This is a genomic window from Allobosea sp. 05T422_2, assembly GCF_056396265.1.
Genome location: NZ_JBFTLD010000002.1, coordinates 20,939 through 41,586, shown reverse-complemented (window position 1 = coordinate 41,586; position 20,648 = coordinate 20,939). Strand labels below are relative to the sequence as shown.

23 protein-coding genes are annotated in these 20,648 nt (G+C 65.9%); 13 read left to right on the top strand and 10 right to left on the bottom strand.

What is annotated here, in order from left to right:
* The first annotated feature begins 3 nt into the window (after positions 1–3).
* Positions 4–756, top strand: coding sequence for a precorrin-2 C(20)-methyltransferase (locus AC1DJT_RS00770; RefSeq protein ID WP_441507496.1), 753 nt, complete (start codon positions 4–6; stop codon positions 754–756).
* A complete protein-coding gene (cobJ, locus tag AC1DJT_RS00765; protein WP_441507495.1) occupies positions 753–1,544 on the top strand; it encodes a precorrin-3B C(17)-methyltransferase in 792 nt (263 codons plus the stop codon). Before AC1DJT_RS00770 ends, cobJ begins: the two co-directional genes overlap by 4 nt.
* On the opposite strand, the gene AC1DJT_RS00760 is transcribed toward cobJ, so the two are convergent.
* Positions 1,487–2,251 (bottom strand): cobalt-precorrin-6A reductase, encoded by a 765-nt coding sequence (locus AC1DJT_RS00760; protein ID WP_441490356.1) that lies wholly within the window; start codon positions 2,249–2,251, stop codon positions 1,487–1,489. The genes cobJ and AC1DJT_RS00760 overlap by 58 nt on opposite strands.
* Between AC1DJT_RS00760 and cbiE the strand changes: the two genes are divergently transcribed.
* The 3 genes from cbiE to cobM are packed head-to-tail and all read left to right on the top strand — an operon-like array spanning position 2,250 to position 4,650.
* Complete coding sequence (gene cbiE, locus AC1DJT_RS00755) at positions 2,250–3,509, top strand: precorrin-6y C5,15-methyltransferase (decarboxylating) subunit CbiE (RefSeq protein ID WP_441490357.1); 1,260 nt, start codon at positions 2,250–2,252, stop codon at positions 3,507–3,509. The genes AC1DJT_RS00760 and cbiE overlap by 2 nt on opposite strands.
* Positions 3,488–3,886, top strand: a complete 399-nt coding sequence (locus tag AC1DJT_RS00750; RefSeq protein WP_476833341.1) for a cobalamin biosynthesis protein — start codon at positions 3,488–3,490, stop codon at positions 3,884–3,886. The genes cbiE and AC1DJT_RS00750 overlap by 22 nt, the downstream gene beginning before the upstream one ends.
* Positions 3,883–4,650 (top strand): precorrin-4 C(11)-methyltransferase, encoded by a 768-nt coding sequence (gene cobM / locus AC1DJT_RS00745; protein ID WP_441490359.1) that lies wholly within the window; start codon positions 3,883–3,885, stop codon positions 4,648–4,650. Before AC1DJT_RS00750 ends, cobM begins: the two co-directional genes overlap by 4 nt.
* Positions 4,651–4,661: 11 nt before the next feature.
* Here the strand turns inward: cobM and AC1DJT_RS00740 are convergent, their stop codons facing one another.
* Positions 4,662–5,765, bottom strand: coding sequence for a cobalt-precorrin-5B (C(1))-methyltransferase (locus tag AC1DJT_RS00740; RefSeq protein ID WP_476833340.1), 1,104 nt, complete (start codon positions 5,763–5,765; stop codon positions 4,662–4,664).
* 56 nt (positions 5,766–5,821) lie between these two features.
* On the opposite strand from AC1DJT_RS00740, the gene AC1DJT_RS00735 reads away from it, so the two are divergent.
* Both AC1DJT_RS00735 and bluB read left to right on the top strand, forming a co-directional pair.
* A complete protein-coding gene (locus tag AC1DJT_RS00735; protein WP_476833339.1) occupies positions 5,822–7,150 on the top strand; it encodes a cobyrinate a,c-diamide synthase in 1,329 nt (442 codons plus the stop codon).
* Entirely contained in the window at positions 7,147–7,770 is a 624-nt protein-coding gene (gene bluB, locus AC1DJT_RS00730) for a 5,6-dimethylbenzimidazole synthase (protein WP_441507493.1), read from the top strand. Before AC1DJT_RS00735 ends, bluB begins: the two co-directional genes overlap by 4 nt.
* 123 nt (positions 7,771–7,893) lie before the next feature.
* On the opposite strand, the gene AC1DJT_RS00725 is transcribed toward bluB, so the two are convergent.
* From AC1DJT_RS00725 to AC1DJT_RS00705, 5 genes are all read right to left on the bottom strand, one after another.
* On the bottom strand, positions 7,894–8,550 hold the full coding sequence (locus AC1DJT_RS00725) for a 3-oxoacid CoA-transferase subunit B (protein WP_441507492.1): 657 nt from the start codon (positions 8,548–8,550) through the stop codon (positions 7,894–7,896).
* Positions 8,551–8,563: 13 nt separating this feature from the next.
* Entirely contained in the window at positions 8,564–9,271 is a 708-nt protein-coding gene (locus AC1DJT_RS00720; RefSeq protein ID WP_441490364.1) for a CoA transferase subunit A, read from the bottom strand.
* Positions 9,272–9,418: 147 nt separating this feature from the next.
* Positions 9,419–10,042 carry an Isoquinoline 1-oxidoreductase subunit gene (locus tag AC1DJT_RS00715; protein ID WP_441490365.1) on the bottom strand — a complete coding sequence of 208 codons (624 nt, stop codon included), beginning with the start codon at positions 10,040–10,042 and terminating at the stop codon, positions 9,419–9,421.
* Positions 10,042–12,219, bottom strand: a complete 2,178-nt coding sequence (locus AC1DJT_RS00710) for a xanthine dehydrogenase family protein molybdopterin-binding subunit (RefSeq protein ID WP_476833338.1) — start codon at positions 12,217–12,219, stop codon at positions 10,042–10,044. Before AC1DJT_RS00710 ends, AC1DJT_RS00715 begins: the two co-directional genes overlap by 1 nt.
* Positions 12,220–12,222: 3 nt before the next feature.
* A complete protein-coding gene (locus tag AC1DJT_RS00705; protein ID WP_476833337.1) occupies positions 12,223–12,681 on the bottom strand; it encodes a (2Fe-2S)-binding protein in 459 nt (152 codons plus the stop codon).
* Between the two features lie 195 nt (positions 12,682–12,876).
* Between AC1DJT_RS00705 and AC1DJT_RS00700 the strand changes: the two genes are divergently transcribed.
* The 6 genes from AC1DJT_RS00700 to AC1DJT_RS00675 all read left to right on the top strand — a co-directional run bounded on the left by AC1DJT_RS00700 (position 12,877) and on the right by AC1DJT_RS00675 (position 18,525).
* Positions 12,877–13,500, top strand: coding sequence for a TetR/AcrR family transcriptional regulator (locus tag AC1DJT_RS00700; protein WP_441507490.1), 624 nt, complete (start codon positions 12,877–12,879; stop codon positions 13,498–13,500).
* Between the two features lie 179 nt (positions 13,501–13,679).
* Entirely contained in the window at positions 13,680–14,444 is a 765-nt protein-coding gene (locus tag AC1DJT_RS00695) for an ABC transporter ATP-binding protein (RefSeq protein WP_441507489.1), read from the top strand.
* Entirely contained in the window at positions 14,434–15,177 is a 744-nt protein-coding gene (locus AC1DJT_RS00690) for an ABC transporter ATP-binding protein (RefSeq protein ID WP_476833336.1), read from the top strand. Before AC1DJT_RS00695 ends, AC1DJT_RS00690 begins: the two co-directional genes overlap by 11 nt.
* Before the next feature lie 41 nt (positions 15,178–15,218).
* Positions 15,219–16,424, top strand: coding sequence for an ABC transporter substrate-binding protein (locus AC1DJT_RS00685; RefSeq protein WP_476833335.1), 1,206 nt, complete (start codon positions 15,219–15,221; stop codon positions 16,422–16,424).
* 186 nt (positions 16,425–16,610) lie between these two features.
* Entirely contained in the window at positions 16,611–17,498 is an 888-nt protein-coding gene (locus tag AC1DJT_RS00680) for a branched-chain amino acid ABC transporter permease (RefSeq protein ID WP_476833334.1), read from the top strand.
* A gap of 34 nt (positions 17,499–17,532) precedes the next feature.
* Positions 17,533–18,525, top strand: coding sequence for a branched-chain amino acid ABC transporter permease (locus AC1DJT_RS00675; RefSeq protein WP_476833333.1), 993 nt, complete (start codon positions 17,533–17,535; stop codon positions 18,523–18,525).
* A 2-nt stretch (positions 18,526–18,527) separates the two neighbouring features.
* Here AC1DJT_RS00675 and AC1DJT_RS00670 read toward each other — a convergent pair whose 3' ends face one another.
* The 3 genes from AC1DJT_RS00670 to AC1DJT_RS00660 form a co-directional block, all read right to left on the bottom strand.
* On the bottom strand, positions 18,528–18,908 hold the full coding sequence (locus tag AC1DJT_RS00670) for a c-type cytochrome (protein WP_441507486.1): 381 nt from the start codon (positions 18,906–18,908) through the stop codon (positions 18,528–18,530).
* Positions 18,905–19,909 (bottom strand): Vgb family protein, encoded by a 1,005-nt coding sequence (locus AC1DJT_RS00665; RefSeq protein ID WP_441507485.1) that lies wholly within the window; start codon positions 19,907–19,909, stop codon positions 18,905–18,907. The genes AC1DJT_RS00670 and AC1DJT_RS00665 overlap by 4 nt, the downstream gene beginning before the upstream one ends.
* A gap of 97 nt (positions 19,910–20,006) precedes the next feature.
* A complete protein-coding gene (locus AC1DJT_RS00660; protein ID WP_441507484.1) occupies positions 20,007–20,642 on the bottom strand; it encodes a 2-hydroxychromene-2-carboxylate isomerase in 636 nt (211 codons plus the stop codon).
* Positions 20,643–20,648 lie beyond the last annotated feature (6 nt).

The window sequence follows — 20,648 nt, the reverse complement described above, 5'->3', positions numbered from 1 at the left end:
AGCATGGACCGGTCCTTGCCCCAGAACGCAGGCACCCTGCTCTTCGGCGTCGGCCTGGGGCCCGGCGACCCCGACTACATGACGGTCCGGGCCCGCGACATCATCACGACCGCCGACCGGCTGGTGCATTTCTGCAAGAAGGGCAGCCGTGGCAATGCCCGCGTGACAGCCGACGCGGTGATCCCGCCGGATCCAGCGCGCGAGATCGTGCTCGCCTTTCCGGTGACGACCGAGGTTCCTGTCAGCGAGGACGGCTATACCGGGCCGATCGCCACCTTCTACGATGAATCCGCCGAATTGCTCGCAGCCGAGATGGCGGCGGGCCGGACCGTCGCGGTGCTCTGCGACGGCGATCCGTTCTTCTACGGTTCCTTCATGCATCTATGGCGGCGCCTCGCCCACCGTTTCCCGACCGAGGTTGTACCGGGCGTCACCGGCATGGCCGGCGCCTGGGTTCGTGCAGGTGCCCCGATCACCTGGGGTGACGACGTCATGACCGTGCTGCCCGGCACCTTGCCCGAGGCGGAACTGCGTCGTCGCCTGGTCGACACCGATGCGGCCGTGATCATGAAGCTTGGTCGCAACCTGCCGAAAGTACGCCGCGCGCTGAAGGCAGCCGGGCTGATCCATCGCGCGATCTATGTCGAGCGGGCAACGATGGCGGGGCAGGTCGTGACCCGGCTCGATGAGAAGACCGATGACGTTGCCCCCTATTTCTCGATGATCCTCGTTCCAGGCGAGGGCCGGCGGCTATGAGCGGCTCGCTCACCATCGTCGGCCTCGGCCCTGGAGAGCCGCACTGGCTGACGCCGGCTGCACAAGCCGCGCTCGAAGCGGCTACCGACCTCGTCGGGTATGGTCCCTATCTGGACCGACTGGCGGTGCGCGGGGGGCAGACGAAGCACGCATCCGACAACCGGGTCGAGATCGCACGCGCTCGCTATGCGTTGCAGCTTGCAGCCGAGGGTCGCGCAGTCGCGGTGGTATCAGGCGGCGATCCCGGCGTCTTCGCGATGGCAGCGGCGGTGTTCGAGGCACTCGAGGCCGGCGAAACCGGCTGGCTTGCGCTGCCGATCAGCGTCGAGCCCGGGATTACCGCGATGCTCGCCGCAGCGGCGCGGGCCGGCGCGCCGCTTGGCGGCGATTTCTGCGCAATCTCGCTCTCTGACAACCTCAAGCCCTGGGACGTGATCACCGCGCGGCTGGAAGCGGCGCTGAGCGCCGATTTCGTGATCTCGCTCTATAACCCGATCTCGAAGGCTCGGCCCTGGCAGCTCGGCGAGGCCCTAACGCTGGCTGCCCGGCATCGCGCGCCTGAAACACCCGTGATCTTCGCGCGCGCTGTCGGACGACCGGACGAAGTCCTGCGCGTATTGCCGATGAGCGAGGCTGTGGGGGCGGCAGGCTCGGCCGACATGGCAACGCTCGTGATGATCGGTGCCTCGAGCACGCGATCGATCGCCCGCCCGGGCCAGGCGCCGATCGTCTATACGCCGCGTTCGGTGACGAAGATCCCCTGCGCCACCAGCCAGGGCAGGACCTGATCGATATGGTCGACGGTTGCGACATCGGGTTTGGGCGGCCGCTCGACCATGATCACGGGAAGGCCGAGCCGGCGCGCCGCCGTCAGCTTGCCGACTGTCGCCGGACCGCCGGAATTCTTCGAGACGAGAATCTCGATGCCCTCCCGGCGCATCAGATCCTCCTCTTCATCGGCCTCGAACGGGCCGCGCTGCTGGATGACCTTGATGCCGTTGAGCGGCAGCCGGTCGCCGATCGGCTCGATCACCCTGACGAGATAATGGTGCTGCGGCGCGTCGGCGAAGGCCGGCAGCTCGAGCCGTCCGACCGTCAGGAAGACGCGACGCGGCTGCGTGCCCAGCGTCTCGACTGCAGCTTGAATGTCCGGCACCGAGCGCCAGCGATCACCCGGCCGCGGCTTCCAGGATTCACGGCGGATCGCGATGATCGGCACGTTCTCGGCCTTGCAGGCCGCCTCCGCATGGAACGGCATGATAGCTGCGAAGGGATGCGTGGCATCGACCACGGCAACGACCCGGTTTTCTATGAGATAATGCCGCAGGCCTTCGATGCCGCCGAAACCACCGACACGCACCGGCAGATTGAGGGGTTTGGGATCGGAGGTATGTCCGGCCAGCGAGACAACCGCGCGGATTTCCGGCGCCTGGTCAGCAAGAAGCTGATCAAGCGCGACAGCTTCGCTGGTGCCGCCGAGGATCAGGACCGTCATGACATTGTTTTCGCCTGAATCCGACGAACTGTCGAGGGCATCCGCCTCGGCMACCGAGCCTTGGCTCTCCCTCGTCGGGCTTGGAGAAGACGGCCGCGCCGGGCTTTCGCCGGACGCGCTTGCCGCGCTTGAAGGCGCCGAGCTCGTCTATGGCGGCGCCCGGCATATCGCCCTGATCGGGCCGGTTGCGGGCGAGGCTGCGCCCTGGCCGCAGCCCTTCCGCAATGCGCTGCCGCTGATCCTCTCGCAGAGAGGCCGCAAGGTCTGCGTGCTCGCCACGGGCGACCCGTTCCATTACGGAATCGGTGCCGGCCTGGCGAAGGCACTCGGCCCGGACGAGATGCGGATCTATCCGCAGCTCTCTTCCTTTGCGCTCGCCTGCAACCGGCTGCGCTGGCCGCAAGAGGAATGCGGCCGCGTCTCGCTGCATGGTCGTGCGCTGGAACGCATCATCCCCTTTCTGCAGCCGGGCCGGCGCGTGCTCGCTCTGTCCTGGGATGGTTCGACCCCGGGAAAGCTGGCTGAATTGATGAGCGCACGCGGCTTTGGTGCCTCGCGCCTCGTGGTGATGGAGGCGCTCGGCGGTCCACGCGAACGTATCCGCGAGTGCAAGGCGCAGGCCTTCGATCTCGGCACAGTCGACCCGCTCAACCTGATCGCGCTGGATCTGGTCGCAGAGCGTGAAGCGCGTATCCTCCCACTCGCCTCCGGACTGGATGACGACTGGTTCGAGCATGACGGCCAGATCACCAAGGCCGATATCCGTGCGATCACGTTGTCCGCCCTGCGACCCCGTGCTGGAGAACTGCTCTGGGATGTCGGCGCCGGTTCGGGCTCGATCGGGCTCGAATGGTGCCTGCGCAATCCCGGCAACCAGACCATCGCCTTCGAGGCCAGGCCCGAGCGGGCTGCGCGGATCACCCGCAACGGCTCAGCCCTCGGTGCGCTCCGAATCGAGGTCGCCATCGGCGCGGCACCTGCGAGCTTTCCCGGCCGCCCGGTCCCGGATGCGGTCTTCATCGGCGGCGGCATGACCGAGCCCGGAGTTTTCGAGGCTGCATGGGGTGCGCTGAAGTCGGGCGGTCGCCTCGTCGCCAATGTGGTGACGCTGGAGGGCGAGGCACGGCTTGCGGCGCTTTACGCCGCGCATGGCGGCACCTTGCGCCGGATCGGCGTCAGCCATCTCGACGCGGTCGGCAGCATGCATGGCTGGCGCGCCGCGATGCCGGTGACACAATGGCGGGTGGTGAAGCCGTGATCGTGGCGGGGATCGGATTACGCCCGGGCACCAGCGAGGTGGATATCCTCGCCTGCCTCGACCAGGCGCTCAGGCAAGCCGGCGTGGCGCCGACCGCGTTGCGCCTCGCCACCATCTCCAGCCGTTCGCGCGAGGCGGGTCTCCTTGCCACGGCGCGGAGCCGCAACGCCGAACTCGTCGCGATTCCAGACGAAGCGCTCAAGGGCTACGAGGCCGCCTGCGCAACCCGCTCGACCCGCATCGCCTCTCTCTATGGCGTCKGCTCCGTCGCGGAGGCGGCTGCGCTTGCGGCCGCCGGCCCGGGATCGGTGCTGATCCAGCCACGGATCGCCACTGCCCGCGTCACCTGCGCGCTGGCGCGGAGCGCCACGTCATGACCATCCATTTCATTGGCGCCGGCCCAGGTGCCGCCGATCTCATCACCCTTCGCGGGCGCGACCTGATCGCCGCCTGCCCGGTCTGCCTTTATGCCGGCTCGCTGATCCCGCGCACGATGCTCGACTGGTGTCCACCGGGCGCGCGCATCGTCGACACCGCCCCGCTCGATCTCGATGCGCTCATTGGCGAGATGCAGACCGCCCATGAAGCGGGGCAGGACGTGGCTCGACTGCATTCGGGCGATCTCTCGATCTGGAGCGCCTGCGGCGAACAGATGCGTCGGCTCGATGCGCTCGGCATCCCCTTTACGGTCACGCCCGGCGTGCCGGCCTTCGCCGCGGCKGCAGCGACGCTGAAGCGCGAATTGACGCTGCCCGGCGTCGCGCAATCGCTGGTCCTGACACGCACCTCGGGCCGCGCCTCGGCTATGCCCGAGCGCGAAAAGCTCGCGACCTTCGCGGCCTCGGGCACGACGCTCGCCATCCATCTCTCGATCCACGTGATCGGACAGGTCGCCGCCGAGCTGACACCGTTCTACGGAGCAGATTGCCCCGTCGCCGTCGTCTTCCGGGCGTCCTGGCCAGATGAGCGCGTGCTGTGCGGAACGCTGAGCACGATCGTGGCCGAGGTCCAGGCCTCGGGGTTGGAACGGACCGCGCTGATCCTCGTCGGCCCCGCGCTCGGCTCGCAGGATTTTGGCGAGAGCGCCTTGTATTCCACAGGCTACGACCGGCGTTTCCGGCCGAGCGGTGGTGGCGTGTGACACGCTCGGGCTCACCCCACCTTGCGGAATGGCGTACGCGCCAGAAGGCCACCGGTGCGATCGAAAATCGCRATCTCCAGCTCACTGTCCGGCACGCCGAGGGAATGCGCGGCGTTCACCCAGGCATGCCGGCCGACGGTTTCGGCCAATGGCAACCCCTCGGCCTGGGCACGTTGCAACACCTCGAGCGCCGTATTGGCCCCGGGCACCCAGGCAGCCAGGTGCTCACTGCCGCCCGCCTCCAGAATCCGCGCCGCCAGCCAGGCGAAATCGACCGGACCCGCGCGCGAGTGCAGGTCGAGCATGCCCTGCCCGAGCTTGACCATCTTTGCGAAGCCGCCGGCGACCGTGACGCGGTGGACCGGGTGGCGCCGCAGATATTTCAGCATGCCACCGGCGAAATCCCCCATGTCGATCAGAGCCTGCTCCGACAGGCCATGGAGACGCCGGATAGCGGCTTCGGAGGTCGAGCCGGTGGCGCCTGCGACATGGGTGAGACCAGTCGCGCGCRCGACATCGATGCCGCGATGGATCGAGTGAATCCAGGCCGCGCACGAAAAGGGTATGACGATTCCGGTCGTACCGAGAATCGAGAGCCCACCGACGATGCCGAGGCGCGGATTCATGGTCTTTCCGGCGAGGGCCTCCCCACCGGGGATCGCGATGGTGACGGAGACGTCGCGCGGACCGCCCGTCGCCGCAATGACCTCCGTCAAAGCCTGCCGGATCATCTCGCGCGGCATCGGGTTGATGGCGGGTTCGCCGACCGGCAATGGCAAGCCGGGCAAGGTGACTGTGCCGACACCCTCGCCGGCGCGAAAAACAATGCCTGCGCCAGGCGCGGCCGGGCCGACCCGCGCAACCACCAGCGCGCCATGCGTAACGTCGGGATCGTCGCCCGCATCCTTGATGATGCCGGCCTCGGCGCCCTCCGCAAGCGCGGACTGCCGGGCCAGGGCAAAGGCCGGCCGCTGGCCGCCCGGCAGCGTGATCTCGACGGGATCGAGAAACGAGCCGGCCGCCCAGCCGCAATAGGCGGACTTGGCGGCGGCGGCAGCGCAAGCGCCCGTCGTCCAGCCGCGTCGCAATTCGCCTTGGGGCGGCAAGTCTTCCATGAGCGCCTGCATAGCGCAGCAAGAGGGCTCCGTCAGGAGCCMGCGGAGATCATCGCATGAGCGGAAAAGGCCTCCTCATCGCCGCGCCGCGCTCCGGCTCGGGCAAGACGACGATCACGCTCGGTTTGCAACGGGCGCTGGTGAAGCGAGGGCTGACCGTACGCGGGCTGAAATGCGGGCCGGACTATATCGACCCGGCATTCCACGCGGCCGCAACCGGCGCACCGAGCGCCAATCTCGACAGTTTTGCGATGCCGGACACCTTGCTCGGCCAGATCGCAGGCGAGGCTGCAGAGGCGGCCGATATCGTCGTCGCAGAGGGCTCGATGGGCCTGTTCGACGGCGTGCCGGGCGAGATGGGGCATACGGGCGCGAGCGCCGATATCGCGGCCTTCTGCGGCTGGCCGGTCGTGCTGGTCGTCGATGTCTCCGGTCAGGCGCAGTCGGCCGGCGCGGTGGCTCTCGGCTGCGTGCGTTATGACGAGCGCATCCGTGTCGTGGGCGTGATCCTCAACAAGGTGGCAAGCGAACGCCATCGCCGGCTTGCCTGCGCCGGCATGGAGCGGATCGGCTTGCCCGTGCTCGGAGCCCTGTCGCGCGAGGCAAGCCTGATCCTGCCCGAGCGCCATCTCGGCCTTGTGCAAGCCGGCGAGACAGAGGATCTGCATGGCCGGCTCGATGCGCTCGCAGACGCGATCTCTGCCGCGGTCGACCTCGATGCGATCCTTGCCGTGGCCGAACCGACGGACCTCCCGGTAACCCGGCATGGCGCTCCCGCCCTGCCCGCCCCGGGACGCTGCATCGCCATTGCCCGCGATGCCGCCTTCAGCTTCGTCTATCCGCATGTCGAAACCGGCTGGCGTGCGACCGGCGCAACGCTCCTTCCCTTTTCGCCGCTCGCCGACGAATCGCCGCCGGAGACTTGCGACAGCTGCTGGCTGCCGGGCGGCTACCCGGAGCTTCATGCCGGCCGGATCGCCGGCGCCAGCCGCTTCCTGGCCGGCTTGCGCCGCTTCGCGGAGACCCGGCCAGTCCATGGCGAGTGCGGCGGCTWCATGGTGCTTGGCCGAACGCTGATCGATGCCGACGGCACCGCCCATGCCATGGCGAACCTGCTCTCGGTCGAGACCAGCTTCGCGAAGCGCAAGATGAATCTGGGTTACCGCCGCGCCGTGCTCCAGGCGAATGGTCCGCTGGGTTCGGCCGGGCAGGCACTGACCGGGCATGAATTCCACTACGCGACGATCATTTCGGTTGGCGATGACGCGCCCTTCGCGATGGTGACCGATCCGCATGGCTCGGCTCCGGTTCCCGCCGGCGGCCGGCGGGCGCTGGTAACCGGCTCCTTCTTCCACGCTATCGCCCGCTTCACCGGGCAGCCATGAGCGGGCCTCCGGTCTTCGACGAGGCCTTTGCGGCGCAATTCGAGACGCTGCTCGCCTGGCGGCGCGATGTGCGCCGCTTCCGGTCGGAGCCGGTGCCCGAAGCGTTATTGGCGCATCTCTTGAAGCTGACCGAACTCTCTCCCTCGGTCGGCCATTCGCAGCCCTGGCGCTGGTTGCGCGTCACGGACGCAGAGCAGCGTGCGGCGGCGCAGACCAGTTTTACGCATTGCAACGCCGAGGCGCTCGGTGACTACGCCGGCGAGCGAGCCCGGCTCTATGCCAACCTGAAGCTCGAAGGCCTGCGCGAAGCCCCCGAGCAGTTTGCGGTGTTCTGCGACCACGGCACGGAGCAAGGTCATGGGCTCGGCCGGCGCACCATGCCGGAGATGCTCGATTATTCCGTGGTCGCCGCGATCACTCAGTTCTGGCTGGCAGCGCGCATGCACGGCATCGGCGTCGGCTGGGTCTCCATCCTCGAACCCGAGGCGATCGCGGCTGCGCTTGGCGTGCCGCCGCAATGGAAGCTGATCGCCTGGCTCTGCGTCGGCTATCCGCAGGAGGAGCATGCCGATCCGGAGCTGATCCGGCATGGCTGGGAGATCGGGACAGGCCGCGACTGAGATCTCATCGCGCGTGTTCAGCGCGGCGATCCCGGGGCCGCATGCGCCGCCCCGGGATGATCTAGCCCTTTGTGTTTGCATCGGCTTTCCCGAAAACCGCAATCCACTCTTCGGGCCGATACTTTAGACCGCGACCTTGAACTTGGCCTGGGTCTTGGCCTTGATCTCATCCAGCGAAACGCCGTCCGCCAGCTCGATCAGGGTCATGCCGCCGCCATTCGCCTTGTCCACGGCGAAGACACCGAGATCGGTGATCACCATGTCGACGACGCCGGCGCCTGTTAGCGGCAGGTCGCAGGCCTCGAGCAGCTTTGCCGATTCGGAGCCGTCCTTGTTCTTGGCGACATGCTCCATCACCACGACGACCTTCTTGACACCGGCAACGAGATCCATCGCGCCGCCCATGCCCTTCACCATCTTGCCGGGGATCATCCAATTGGCGAGATCGCCGTTCTCGGCCACCTGCATCGCGCCGAGGATCGACAGATCGATATGACCGCCACGGATCATGCCGAAGGAATCCGCCGAGGAGAAATAGCTCGTCGTCGGCAGTTCGGTGATGGTCTGCTTTCCCGCATTGATCAGGTCGGGATCTTCTTCGCCCTCAAAGGGGAACGGCCCCATGCCGAGCATGCCGTTCTCCGACTGGAGCTGCACGCTCATGCCGGCGGGAATGTAGTTCGAGACCAGCGTCGGGATGCCGATACCGAGATTGACGTAGAAACCGTCCTGCAGCTCCCTGGCGGCGCGGGCGGCCATCTGCTCACGTGTCCAAGCCATGGTCCTTGTCTCCTCAAGCCGTCGGACGGGGACGGGTGGTGCGCTGTTCGATGCGCTTGACCGGGTTCGGCACATGCACGATGCGCTTCACGAAAATGCCGGGCGTGTGCATGTGATCGGGATCGATCTCGCCGGCCGGCACGAGGTGCTCGACCTCTGCGACCGTGAAGCGCGAGGCGCTCGCCATCATCGGATTGAAGTTCCGCGCCGTCTTCCGATAGACGAGGTTGCCCTCGGTATCGCCCTTCCAGGCATGAACGATCGAGATATCGGCGAAGAGGCCGCGCTCCATGATGTAGCGCTCGCCATTGAACTCGCGTTCCTCCTTGCCCTCGGCGATCAGCGTACCGACACCGGTCTTGGTGAAGAAGGCGGGAATGCCAGCCCCGCCGGCACGAATCCGCTCGGCAAGAGTGCCCTGCGGCGTGAATTCAAGCTCGAGTTCACCAGCCAGGTATTGCTGGGCGAAAAGCTTGTTCTCGCCGACATAGGAACTGATCATCTTCTTGATCTGGCGGGTTTCCAGCAGCAGACCAAGCCCCGCGCCGTCGACGCCGGCGTTATTGGAGATAAAGGTCAGGTTCTTGGCGCCGGAATCACGGATCGCCTCGATCAGGGTGTCGGGAATGCCGCAGAGGCCGAAGCCGCCGGCCATGATCGTCATGCCGTCCTTGACGATACCGGCGAGCGACGCCTTTGCGTCGGGGTAGACCTTCTTCATCGCGATGCCTTTGCCGCTGGGATCAGGGGGAGAGGAGCGTTCCTCCCAAGGACTAGCCGAGCCCATGGTGCGGTTGCAACATGGACGAGGGCGCGGGTGGGCATGCGTGCCTCCCCTCGTACCCCGAGGGGAGAAGAAGGAGCCGCGTCAGGACGCCGGACAGACGGCTCCCGTATCGACCCAGGCCTGCATAAGCGCACCGAATTGCGCATTGCTGCCTGGTGCCGGAACACGACCGAGTCCCGGGTTCCAGGCCCAGAGCACCAGGGTGTCGCTGGTGACATGCTTGACGATTGCCGCGAGGTCGCGGCTGCCATTGCGGTTCTGGTCCTTGAGCTGCTCGCAGATCTGACCGAGCGACTTACCCTCCCAGGCCATCGAGGCCGGCGCCAGCGCCCAGTGACCATCGCCCGGAATCCGCGCCGGGTCGAAATTCTGCTTTCCGTGGCAGGTCGCGCATTCCAGCCCCGGTGCGCCGTGCCCGTCCTTGCCGCGCACGACGAGCGGCTGATGCAGGCGCCTCGCATCGGCCTGCCGCGGGCGTTCGGTCGCCGGGTGGCAGTTCATGCAGCGCGGATGCTGCAGCACCGTGCCGATCTCGCCGAACAGGGCGACCGAGCGATCGCGCTGGTTGGCGATGGCGCTGAAGCTCTCGGCTGGACGCAGCGAGGCGGGCGGGGCCTGTCGCGTCGTTTGCGCCGAGGTGAGCGCGGTCCCGGCCAGACAGAGTCCCGCACCTGCCAGGACGGCGTGAAGGAGGGGCGCCCGCATCAGACCGTGCCTCCKACCATGGGCAATTGCCGCGGACGCGGTTGCCCGAGCTTTGCCAGTGCATTGGCGACCGCCGGGCCGATCGGCGGCACGCCCGGCTCGCCGACGCCGGTGGGCGCTTCGGTCGAACGGATGATCAGGACCTCGACCTCCGGCATCTCGTGAATGCGCAGCGAGCGATAGGTATCGAAATTGGCCTGGACCGGCCTGCCCTGGTCGAGCGTGATCTCGCCGTAGAGCGCATGGCCAAGACCAAAGCCGATGCCGCCTTCCATCTGCGCCCGGATGATGTCGGGGTTGACCGCGACCCCGCAATCCACCGCGCACCAGACCTTGTGAACCTTCGGCTCACCATCAGTGCCGAGCGAGACCTCCGCGATCTKGGCAACGAAGGAACCGAAGCTCTCGACCACCGCGACGCCGCGGGCGCGGCCGTCGACCGGGCCGGAGCCATTCCACTTCGCCAGTTCGGCGACAGCCTTGAGCACGCCGACGGCACGCGGATGCCGGTTCATCAGGTTAAGCCTGCCGGCAACCGGATCCTGCCCCGCCGCCTGCAGCAGCTCGTCGATGAAGCACTCGACCGCATAGGCCGTGTGCGTATGGCCGACGGAGCGCCACCACAGGGTCGGCACGCCAACCTTGGGGTTGTTCACCTCGCAGTGGAAATCGGCAATCTCGTAGAAGAGTTCGTTGGCGCCTTCGACCGAGGTTGCGTCGATGCCGTTCTTCACCACCATCGCCTCGAAGGGCGTGCCGAGGAAGAAGGACTGGCCGACGATGCTGTCGGCCCAGGCCGTGATCTTGCCGTCGTTCACGGCACCGCGCAGGCGATGCACGAAGAGCGGGCGGTAATAGCCGCCGGAGAGGTCATCCTCGCGGGTCCAGACCAGCTTGACCGGACGGTTGGGGCCGATCGCCTTGGCGACCATGGCGAGTTCCGCTGCCAGATGCTGGCTGACCTGCGCACGCCGGCCAAAGCTGCCGCCTGCCAGCATGGTCTCGAGCCTGACCTTCTCTGGCGGCAGGCCAAGGATGGTTGCGATGGTCATATGCTCGGTGGTCTGGAACTGGCTGCCGAAGCGGGCGAGCGCCTCGCTGCCATCCCATTGCAGATAACCGTCGAGCGGCTCCATCGGCGCGTGCGCCAGATAGGGGAAGACGAACTCGGCTTCGATCACCGTCCCAGCCTTGGCGAGCGCGGCCTCGGCATCGCCATGCGAACCGGCGACCACACCCTTCTGGCGGGCAAGCGCGCGATATTCGGCGATGAGTTCGCGGCTGCCGCGCTTTTCGGCCGCGCTCTCGTCCCAGGTCACTTTCAGGGCTTCGCGGCCCTTCAACGCGGGCCACATGCCATTGGCATAGACGGCGACGCCGGAGCCGATCTGCTTGACGTCGACGACGCCCTTGACCTTGAGCGCCTCGGCCGCGTCGAAGTTTCCGACCGTGCCGCCGAAGCGCGGTGGCCGGGCAACGACGACGGTCAGCATATTGGGAGCGTGGATGTCGATGGTGAACTCGGCCTTGCCGCGCGACTTGTCGGCACTGTCGAGCCGCCTGACCGCGCCCTCCTTGCCGATCAGGCGGTAGGCCGAAGCCGGCTTCAGCGGCACGTTTTCCGGTACGGCAAGCTCCGAGGCCGCCTCGGCGAATTCGCCAAAGCGTCCCTGTTTGCCGGAGGCATGGCTCAGGACGCCGGCCTCGACCTTGATCTCGGAGGCTGGGACCTTCCACGACTGCGCTGCGGCCTGGACCAGCATGGCACGGGCCGTGGCTCCAGCCTTGCGCATCTGTTCCCAGCTATTGGCGATCGCGGTCGAGCCGCCGGTTCCCTGCACGCCGAATGCGAGATTGGCATAGAGCTTGACGTCGGCCGGCGCATGCTCGCTGCGCATCTGGCCCCAGTCTGCGTCCATCTCCTCGGCGACGAGCGTCGCAAGCCCGGTGAATGGCCCCTGGCCGAACTCGATATGCTTGATCAGCACCGTGACGGTGCTGTCAGGCGCGACGCGGACGAAGGCATTGGGTGCGAAGGTGGCGTTTCCGCCCGGGCGAAACGCAGCGCCTGCCCCGGACTGGGCACGGGCCACTTGCGGGAGATGCAGCCCGATGACGAGGGCGCCAGCTCCCTTCAGCAGCGAGCGGCGGGAGAGGTTCTGATCGTGAACGGTCATGGCTCAGCCCTCCAGCGTGCGGGCAGCATCATGGATCGCGGCGCGGATGCGGACATAGGTTGCGCAACGGCAAAGATTGCCGTTCATCGCGAGATCGATGTCGCGATCGCTCGGCTTCTTGTTTTCCGTGAGCAGCGCAACCGCGCTMATCACMTGGCCCGACTGGCAGTAGCCGCATTGCGGTACGTCGCGTGCCGTCCAGGCGGCCTGAACGGCATCGGCTTCCTTGCCCGAAATCGCCTCGATCGTGGTGATCTCGGCATCGCCCACCGCCGAGACCGGCGTGACGCAGGAGCGCAGCGGCTTGCCGTCCATGAAGACCGTGCAGGCGCCGCATTGCGCGACACCACAGCCGAACTTGGTGCCGGTCAGGCCGAGATTGTCGCGGATCGCCCAAAGCAGGGGCGTATCGTCGTCGACATCGACGCTGTGCGTCCTGCCGTTGACTTTGAGTGAGACCATGGCTGCCTCCGGATCGCTGGACATGACACAGCGCGGCACCATGGTGCGGATCGAGAGGCTCGCTCTCGACGGCCCGATCTGACATATCAGAAGCGGGCGGGTGATCCGTCGTCTTGGGTCGCGCGACTAGACGAATTAGACCGTTTGAGTCTAATTGGAATAGTCGCGCTCAGTTTGGATCTTGTCAAGACTGCAATGTCCGACAGAAGCGAGAGTTCCGGCGTGGCCGCCGATGATGCCACCGGTCGCATCGATCAGATCGCCGATGCGGCCCTGCGCCTGTTTGCCCGCTACGGCTACAAACGCACCTCGATGGACGACATCGCCAAGGAAGCCGGGCTGGCCAAGGCGACGCTCTACCTCCATTTCAAGGGCAAGGATGATGTGTTCCGGGCCATGCTCGCGCTGCTCGGCAGGCGTGTCGAAGCACGTTGCCGTGAAGTCCTGATCAGCCAGGCCCCCTTCCCGGAACGCCTCACGGCACTGTTGAGAGCTCATTTCGCCACGGCCTTCGAGAGCCTCGGCACGGGTGAACACCTGGTCGAGTTGAAGGCCGTCATCGCCAGCATTGCCGGGCAGGAGCTGCTTGTCTTCGAAGACATCTTCGCCAGGCATGCGCGCAACCTCATCGAGGAGGCGCAAGCGAAGGGCGAGATCTCGCTGAAACGCACGGGCCTTAGCCCCACGATGCTGATCAACACGCTGATGCAGGCGGCCGCCGGTGCCAAGCTCGGCCCCCTGCCCTCCTGCGCGGACTACCAGCAGCGGCTCGACGCGATCGCATCGGTCACGGCTGCTGCCGTCCTGCCGACCGGCTAGTATGACAGGGCCGGCATCGGCTCTAAGCCTTTCGTCTAAACCGCCATTCCTGGGCAGATGCACATGGATTCATGCGCACGGGCGTGGCGTTGACAGGCGCGCTGCGCGCGGTGCAGCATGACTGCAAGGGGAAACGAACAATCCAAGAATCATTGAGGTGGCGACCATGTGTGCGTGGTATGTCTGAGGATATTATTCTCTCCACCTCGGGGCTAACCAAAGAATTCGCGGGATTCACCGCGGTCAATGGCGTCGACCTCAAGGTCAGGCGCGGCAGCATTCATGCGCTCATCGGCCCAAATGGTGCCGGCAAAACGACATGTTTCAATCTGCTGACCAAGTTTCTTGCGCCAACCAAGGGTTCGATCGTCTATAACGGCCAGGACATCACGCGCCAGAAGCCGGCCGAGATCGCCCGGCTCGGGCTGGTCCGGTCCTTTCAGATTTCGGCGGTTTTCCCGCAACTGAGCGTGATGAAGAACGTCCGGATCGCGCTGCAGCGCAAGCGTGGCGACTCCTTCGATTTCTGGCGGTCCGAGGATGTGCTGAAATCGCTCGATGCCGAGGCGCTGCGCCTCGTCGAGGCCGTCGGCCTCTCGACCTTTGCGGACCTGCCGGCGGGAGAACTCTCCTACGGTCGCAAGCGCGCGCTTGAAATCGCGACCACGCTGGCGCTCGATCCGGAGATGCTGCTGCTCGACGAACCGATGGCCGGAATGGGCCGTGAGGATGTCGAACGCATCGCGGCGCTGATCCGGAAAATCTCGGCCAACCGCACCATCCTGATGGTCGAGCACAACCTCTCGGTCGTCGCCTCACTCTCCGACCGCATCACCGTGCTGGCGCGTGGGCAGGTGCTTGCCGAAGGCGACTACGCCACGGTCTCGAAGGATCCGCGCGTGGTCGAAGCCTATATCGGATCGGGAGTCGGCCATGCTCACTGAGGCGACCGGGGCCGCAGCGCCTGCGAGCGCTGTCAAACCGCTGCTCGCGGTCCGCGGGCTCGAGGCCTGGTATGGCGAGTCGCATGTGCTGCATGGCATCGATTTCGACGTCGCGCCGGGCGAAGTGGTGACCTTGCTMGGCCGTAACGGCGCCGGCAAGACCACGACGTTGAAGTCGATCATCGGCATCATGGGCAAGCGCAAGGGCTCGATTTCGTTCGACGGTACCGAGACGATCAACCTGCCCTCGCGCACCATCGCCCGGCTCGGCATCGGCTTCGTTCCGGAAGAACGCGGCATCTATTCGAGCCTGAATGTCGAGGAGAACCTTCTGCTGCCGCCGCAGGTGAAGCCGGGCGGATTCAGCCTCGACCAGATCTTCGAGCTCTTTCCCAATCTGAAGGAGCGGCTGAAGAGCCAGGGCACCAAGCTGTCGGGCGGAGAGCAGCAGATGCTGGCGATCGGGCGCATCCTGCGCACGGGCGCGAATCTCCTGCTGCTCGACGAGCCGACCGAGGGGCTGGCCCCCGTGATTATCGACCAGATCGGCCGCACCATCGCGAAACTGAAACACGATGGCTTCACCATCATCCTGGTCGAGCAGAATTTCCGCTTCGCCGCAACGGTGGCCGACAGGCACTATGTCGTCGAGCAGGGCAAGGTGGTCGACATGATTCCGAACGAKGCGCTTGAGCGAAACATCGACAAGCTCCACGGTTATCTCGGGGTTTGAACAATCGCGTCGAGAACGACGTCATTTCAGGGAGGGACGGCATGAAACTCAAGACATTGCTGCTGGGCAGCGTATTTGGCGCGCTGCTGGTGAGCCCGGCGCTGGCGCAGCAGATTTCCGTCAAGGCCGGTGTGCTCAACGACCGTTCCGGCCTCTATGCAGACCTCTCCGGCGAAGGCTCGGTGGTTGCGGCCCGCATGGCCGTCGAGGATTTCAAGGCCGCCGAGAAGGGCATCAAGGTCGAGATCATCTCCGCCGACCACCAGAACAAGCCCGATGTCGGCTCGACCATCGCCCGGCAATGGTACGATCAGGACGGCGTCGACATCATCCTTGACGTGCCAACCTCATCGGTGGCGCTGGCCGTCAACCAGATCACCAAGGAAAAGAACAAGATCCATATCAACTCGGGCGCAGCGACCTCAGACCTCACCGGCAAGGCCTGTTCTCCGAACACGATCCACTGGACCTATGACACCTATGCCCTCGCCCAGGGCACGGGCGGCGCCATGGTGAAGGCCGGCGGCGACAGCTGGTTCTTCCTGACCGCMGACTATGCCTTCGGTCACGCTCTGGAGCGCGACACTGCCGCGATCGTCACCAAGAACGGCGGCAAGGTGCTGGGGGCCGTACGCACGCCCTTCCCGGGCACCGATTTCTCGTCGTTCCTGCTCCAGGCTCAGGCTTCCAAAGCCAAGGTCATCGGCCTCGCCAATGCCGGCGGCKACACGATCAACTCGATCAAGCAGGCGGGCGAGTTCGGCATCGTTGCAGGCGGGCAKAAGCTCGCGGGGCTGCTCGTCTTCCTCACCGACGTGCACGCGCTCGGCCTGCAGACGGCGCAAGGCCTGGTCCTGACGGAAGCCTTCTACTGGGACACGAACGACCAGACCCGTGCCTGGTCGGAGCGCTTTGCGAAGGCCCATGGCGGCAAGAAGCCAACCATGGTCCAGGCCGGCGTCTATTCCGGCATGCTCCACTATCTCAAGGCCGTGGAGGCTGCGAAGAGCAAGGATACCGCGGCCGTGATGGCCAAGATGAAGGAATTGCCGACCGACGATCCGCTCTTCGGCAAGGGGTCGGTCCGCGTCGACGGCCGCAAGATGCACGACATGTACCTTTTCGAGGTCAAGAAGCCGTCCGAGTCCAAGGCACCATGGGATTACTACAAGCAGATCGCGGTTCTGCCGGCAGAACAGGCCTTCAAGCCGCTCAGCGAGAGCGAGTGCCCGCTCGTCAAGAAGTGAACGAGGCTTCGTCCGCGCTTGCTTGGTTCCTGCGTCATCCCGGGCGATCCTAGGGAGACCCGGGATCCACATGCTCCGGCACATCTCCCGGGTCGGGTCTTCGGCCGGCCCGGGATGATGGCAGCAGGAGATGGCGTATCCGTACGTCGGTCCTTGGCAGCATTTTCAGGATGAGTTGAGCAAGGCATGTTCGAGCTTCTCGGAATCCCACCACAAGCGCTGTTCGGCCAGGTCCTGCTTGGCCTGATCAACGGCTCGTTCTATGCCATCCTCAGCCTCGGGCTGGCGGTGATCTTCGGGCTGCTCAACATCATCAACTTCACCCATGGCGCGCAGTATATGATGGGCGCCTTCGTGGCCTGGATGTGCCTGAACYATCTCGGCATCAACTACTGGGCCGCATTGCTGCTGGCACCGCTGATCGTCGGGATCGTGGGCGTCCTGATCGAGCGGTTCCTGATCTCGCGGCTGGCCCATCTCGACCATCTCTACGGGCTGCTGCTGACCTTCGGCCTCGCACTGATCATCCAGGGCCTGTTCCGCAACAATTACGGCTCGTCGGGCCTGCCCTATCAGATCCCGCCGCAGCTGGCGGGCGGGCATAATCTCGGCTTCATGTTCCTGCCGAACTACCGCGCCTGGGTCGTCATCGCGTCGCTCGTCATCTGCCTGGCGACCTGGTTCGTGATCGAGAAGACGAGGCTCGGCGCCTATCTTCGCGCCGCCACCGAGAACCCGACGCTGACACAGGCCTTCGGTATCAATGTGCCGCTGCTGGTGACCCTGACCTACGGCTTCGGCGTCGCTCTGGCGGCGTTCGCCGGCGTGCTCGCGGCGCCGATCTACTCGGTCAATCCAAACATGGGGGCCGACCTGATCATCGTCGTCTTCGCCGTCGTCGTGATCGGCGGCATGGGCTCGATCATGGGCGCGATCGTCACCGGGTTCGGCCTCGGCCTGATCGAAGGCGTGACCAAGGTTTTCTATCCCGAAGCGTCCGCGACCGTGATCTTCATCATCATGGTCCTGGTGTTGCTGGTGAAACCAGCCGGGTTGTTCGGGCGGCCCGCGTGATGGCACCGTCCCGCATGATTGGAAGGAGCTGACCATGGCCGACGCGCTTTCCGCCGACGTTCCCGCGGGCGGCCTCGCAGTCGCCGAGACCACGAAGGGAACCGAGCGCCTGCATCGGGCGATCTTCATCGGGCTCGCGGTCCTGGTCGCCGTCGCGCCTTTCCTCGCCTATCCCGTCTTCGTGATGAAGGTGATGTGCTTTGCGTTGTTCGCGCTCGCCTTCAACCTTCTGCTTGGCTATGGCGGTCTGCTCTCCTTCGGCCATGCGGCCTATTTCGGCATGGCAAGCTATGTCAGCGCCTATACGGCCAAGAACTGGGGCTTGACGCCCGAGCTCGCGATCCTGTCCGGGACGCTGATCGCCGGTATGCTTGGCGCCGTCTTCGGCTCGCTCGCGATCCGCCGGCAAGGCATCTACTTCGCCATGATCACGCTGGCACTGGCGCAGATGGTGTTCTTCTTCTCGCTGCAGACACCGCGCTTCACGGGCGGCGAGGACGGCATCCAGTCAGTGCCGCGCGGCAAGCTCTTCGGCCTGATCAGCCTCGCCGACGACCGGGCGCTGTATTACGTGGTCGCAGTCATCTTCATGGCCGGGCTGCWGCTGATCTACCGCATCATCCATTCGCCCTTCGGCCAGGTCTGCAAGGCGATCMGGGACAACGAGCCGCGCGCGATCTCGCTCGGCTACCGCGCCAATCGCTACAAGCTCGCGGTCTTCGTCCTTTCGGCTGCGCTGGCGGGGCTGGCGGGCGCGACCAAGGCCATCGTCTTCCAGCTCGCCTCACTCACCGACGTGCACTGGTCAATGTCCGGCGAGGTCGTGCTGATGACGCTGGTCGGCGGTCTCGGAACCGTGTTCGGGCCGATCGTCGGTGCGCTCGTCATCGTCTCGATGCAGAATTATCTCGCCAGCCTTGGCGCCTGGGTCACGGTCGTGCAGGGCGTGATCTTCGTGATCTGCGTGATGCTGTTCCGCGAGGGCATCGTCGGCGTGATCTCGAGGGCCATCAAGCGACCGCTCTGACGTCAGCGCGGCCGCATCAGGAAATCAGCGACGGCTGCCCGGTCGGCCTCGCGGGCGAGCCCGGGCGCGCTCATCCAGCTGCCTTTGAACATGGCCTCGGGATCGGCGAGATAGGCTTTCAGCCGCTCCGCGTCCCAACTGAGGCCCTGCGCGCCGGCCGCTTTCAGCGCCGGCGAGTAATCGAAACCTGTGGCCGTGCCGATGCGGCGGCCGGACAGGCCGGCGAGATGCGGACCCGCCATGCCCGGCTTGGCCGGGTCGAGGCTGTGGCAGGCCTGGCAGGTCGCGAACAGACGCTCGCCCGCCCCGCTCTCCTGGGCTGCGCCAGGCTGCGCGGCAAACAGAACCGCCGTGATCGCAGATGCGACAGGCGCGCTCCTCACGCCTGCTTCACCGTCTGGATCCGAACAAGTCGGTCATTGCCGCTCTCGCCGCCCCAGGCCTCGCCGGAACGCCCGTCCATCTGGCGGACATTGGCGCCGGGCTTGTCGCTCGGGAGACTGCTGAAGGCTTCGGTGACGGGATCGAAATGGACGATGGCATTGGCCGAAAAGTCCGTCAGCCAGACTTTGTCCGCATCATCGACATAGACCGAATAGGTGCGCGGTTTGTCACCCGGCAATTTCCATGTCTTCCAGCTGTTGCTGAGCGTGTCATAGGCCGAGACATTGCCGGAATTCCATTCGCTGACCCAGATGCGATTCTTCGAATCCGACCAGACCCGCCGCGCGCCCTGACCAGGCGTCGGTGGTTCGACCACCGTGATCTCGAAGGTGCCGGGATTGATCTGGGCAATATGGTTGCCCGCCAGCGAGGCGTACCAGATCTCGCCGGAGGGCGTTCTGGTGATGCCATAGGCGCCCGGCCCGCGTGGCGCATCCTTGATCTCCATCCTGGCGGTCTTCGGATCGAAGCGACCGACGATCCCATTCTGGCCCGTGAACCAGAGAATGCCTTCCTTATCGAAGACCCCGGTATTGAGATTGGCGCTCTCGCGCCCCGCTGGCAGCTTGAAGAGATCGACCTTGTGGGTCTTGTCGTCGACGCGGGCAATGGCGTTCTGGCCACCTTCCGTCACCCAGGCGGCTCCGTCCGGGCCCCTGATCACGCCATGGGGTGCGGCCCCCTGGCCGAGTTCGACCACCTTGAGCTGGCTCGAACGCGGATCGAAGCGGCCGAGCGTGCCGTTGCGCTGACCGCAGACCCAGATCGTGCCGTCGCCGGCATCGGTGACATCGCGCGAGCCCTTGATCGCGGGGATATCGAAATAGGTGATGTTGAATCTGGACCCCGGCGCCGTCGGTCCGGCCGCCGCCGCCCGGCCGACCAGGGCCGGCGCCGCAAGCCCGACGAGGCCAAGCTGAAGAAAGGACCGGCGCAGCATGAAGCGTCTCCTCCTGTACCGGCCGGGCGCAACGCCTCGGCCGGTTTCCAGCTTGGGACGACAAGATGGTGAAACTGCGCCGACTCTCCCCTGCCGCTCAGAGCTGCCGTCGAACTCCGACGGGCAGGCTCGAAACCCGCGCCATTTCGCCGCTCAGGAAACGTTCCGGCGCCACCAGATAGTCACGCGCCATCGTCATGGCGTCGACGCCCCAGAAGACTTCGCCGTCGATCAGCAGGCTCGGCACGCCGAAGACCCCCGCCGCGACGGCCTCTTCCGTGGCCAGGCGCAGCGCATCCTTGACCGGCTGTTCGCCGATACGGCCGAGCGCAGCAGGATCTCCGGCCGCGGCCGCCACCTCGGCCAGCACGGCTGGATCGTTACCGTCGCGCCCCTGCCCCCAGATCAGCCGAAAGGCTTCGCGGACCGCGCCCTTCTGCCCATCGAGCGCGGTCAACAGGCGCAGCATGGCGAGCGGGTTGAACGGGTGGCTCGGCGGGAAGCGGAAGGGCACGCCCAGCGATTGGGCCAGGTGCGTCGCGAGACGATAGGTGTGGACACGCTTCGGCGCGATCTCGGCCGGGCCGAGCTGGCCCCAATGCTTGAGCACGGCACCAAAGACGATCGGCTTCATCACGACAGGCCGCAGCTCTTCAATCGCGTCGAGCTTCGTCAATGCCAGATAGGCAAAGGGTGAGATGAGGTCGAAATACCAGATGGCAGGCTTGGTCATTCGCAT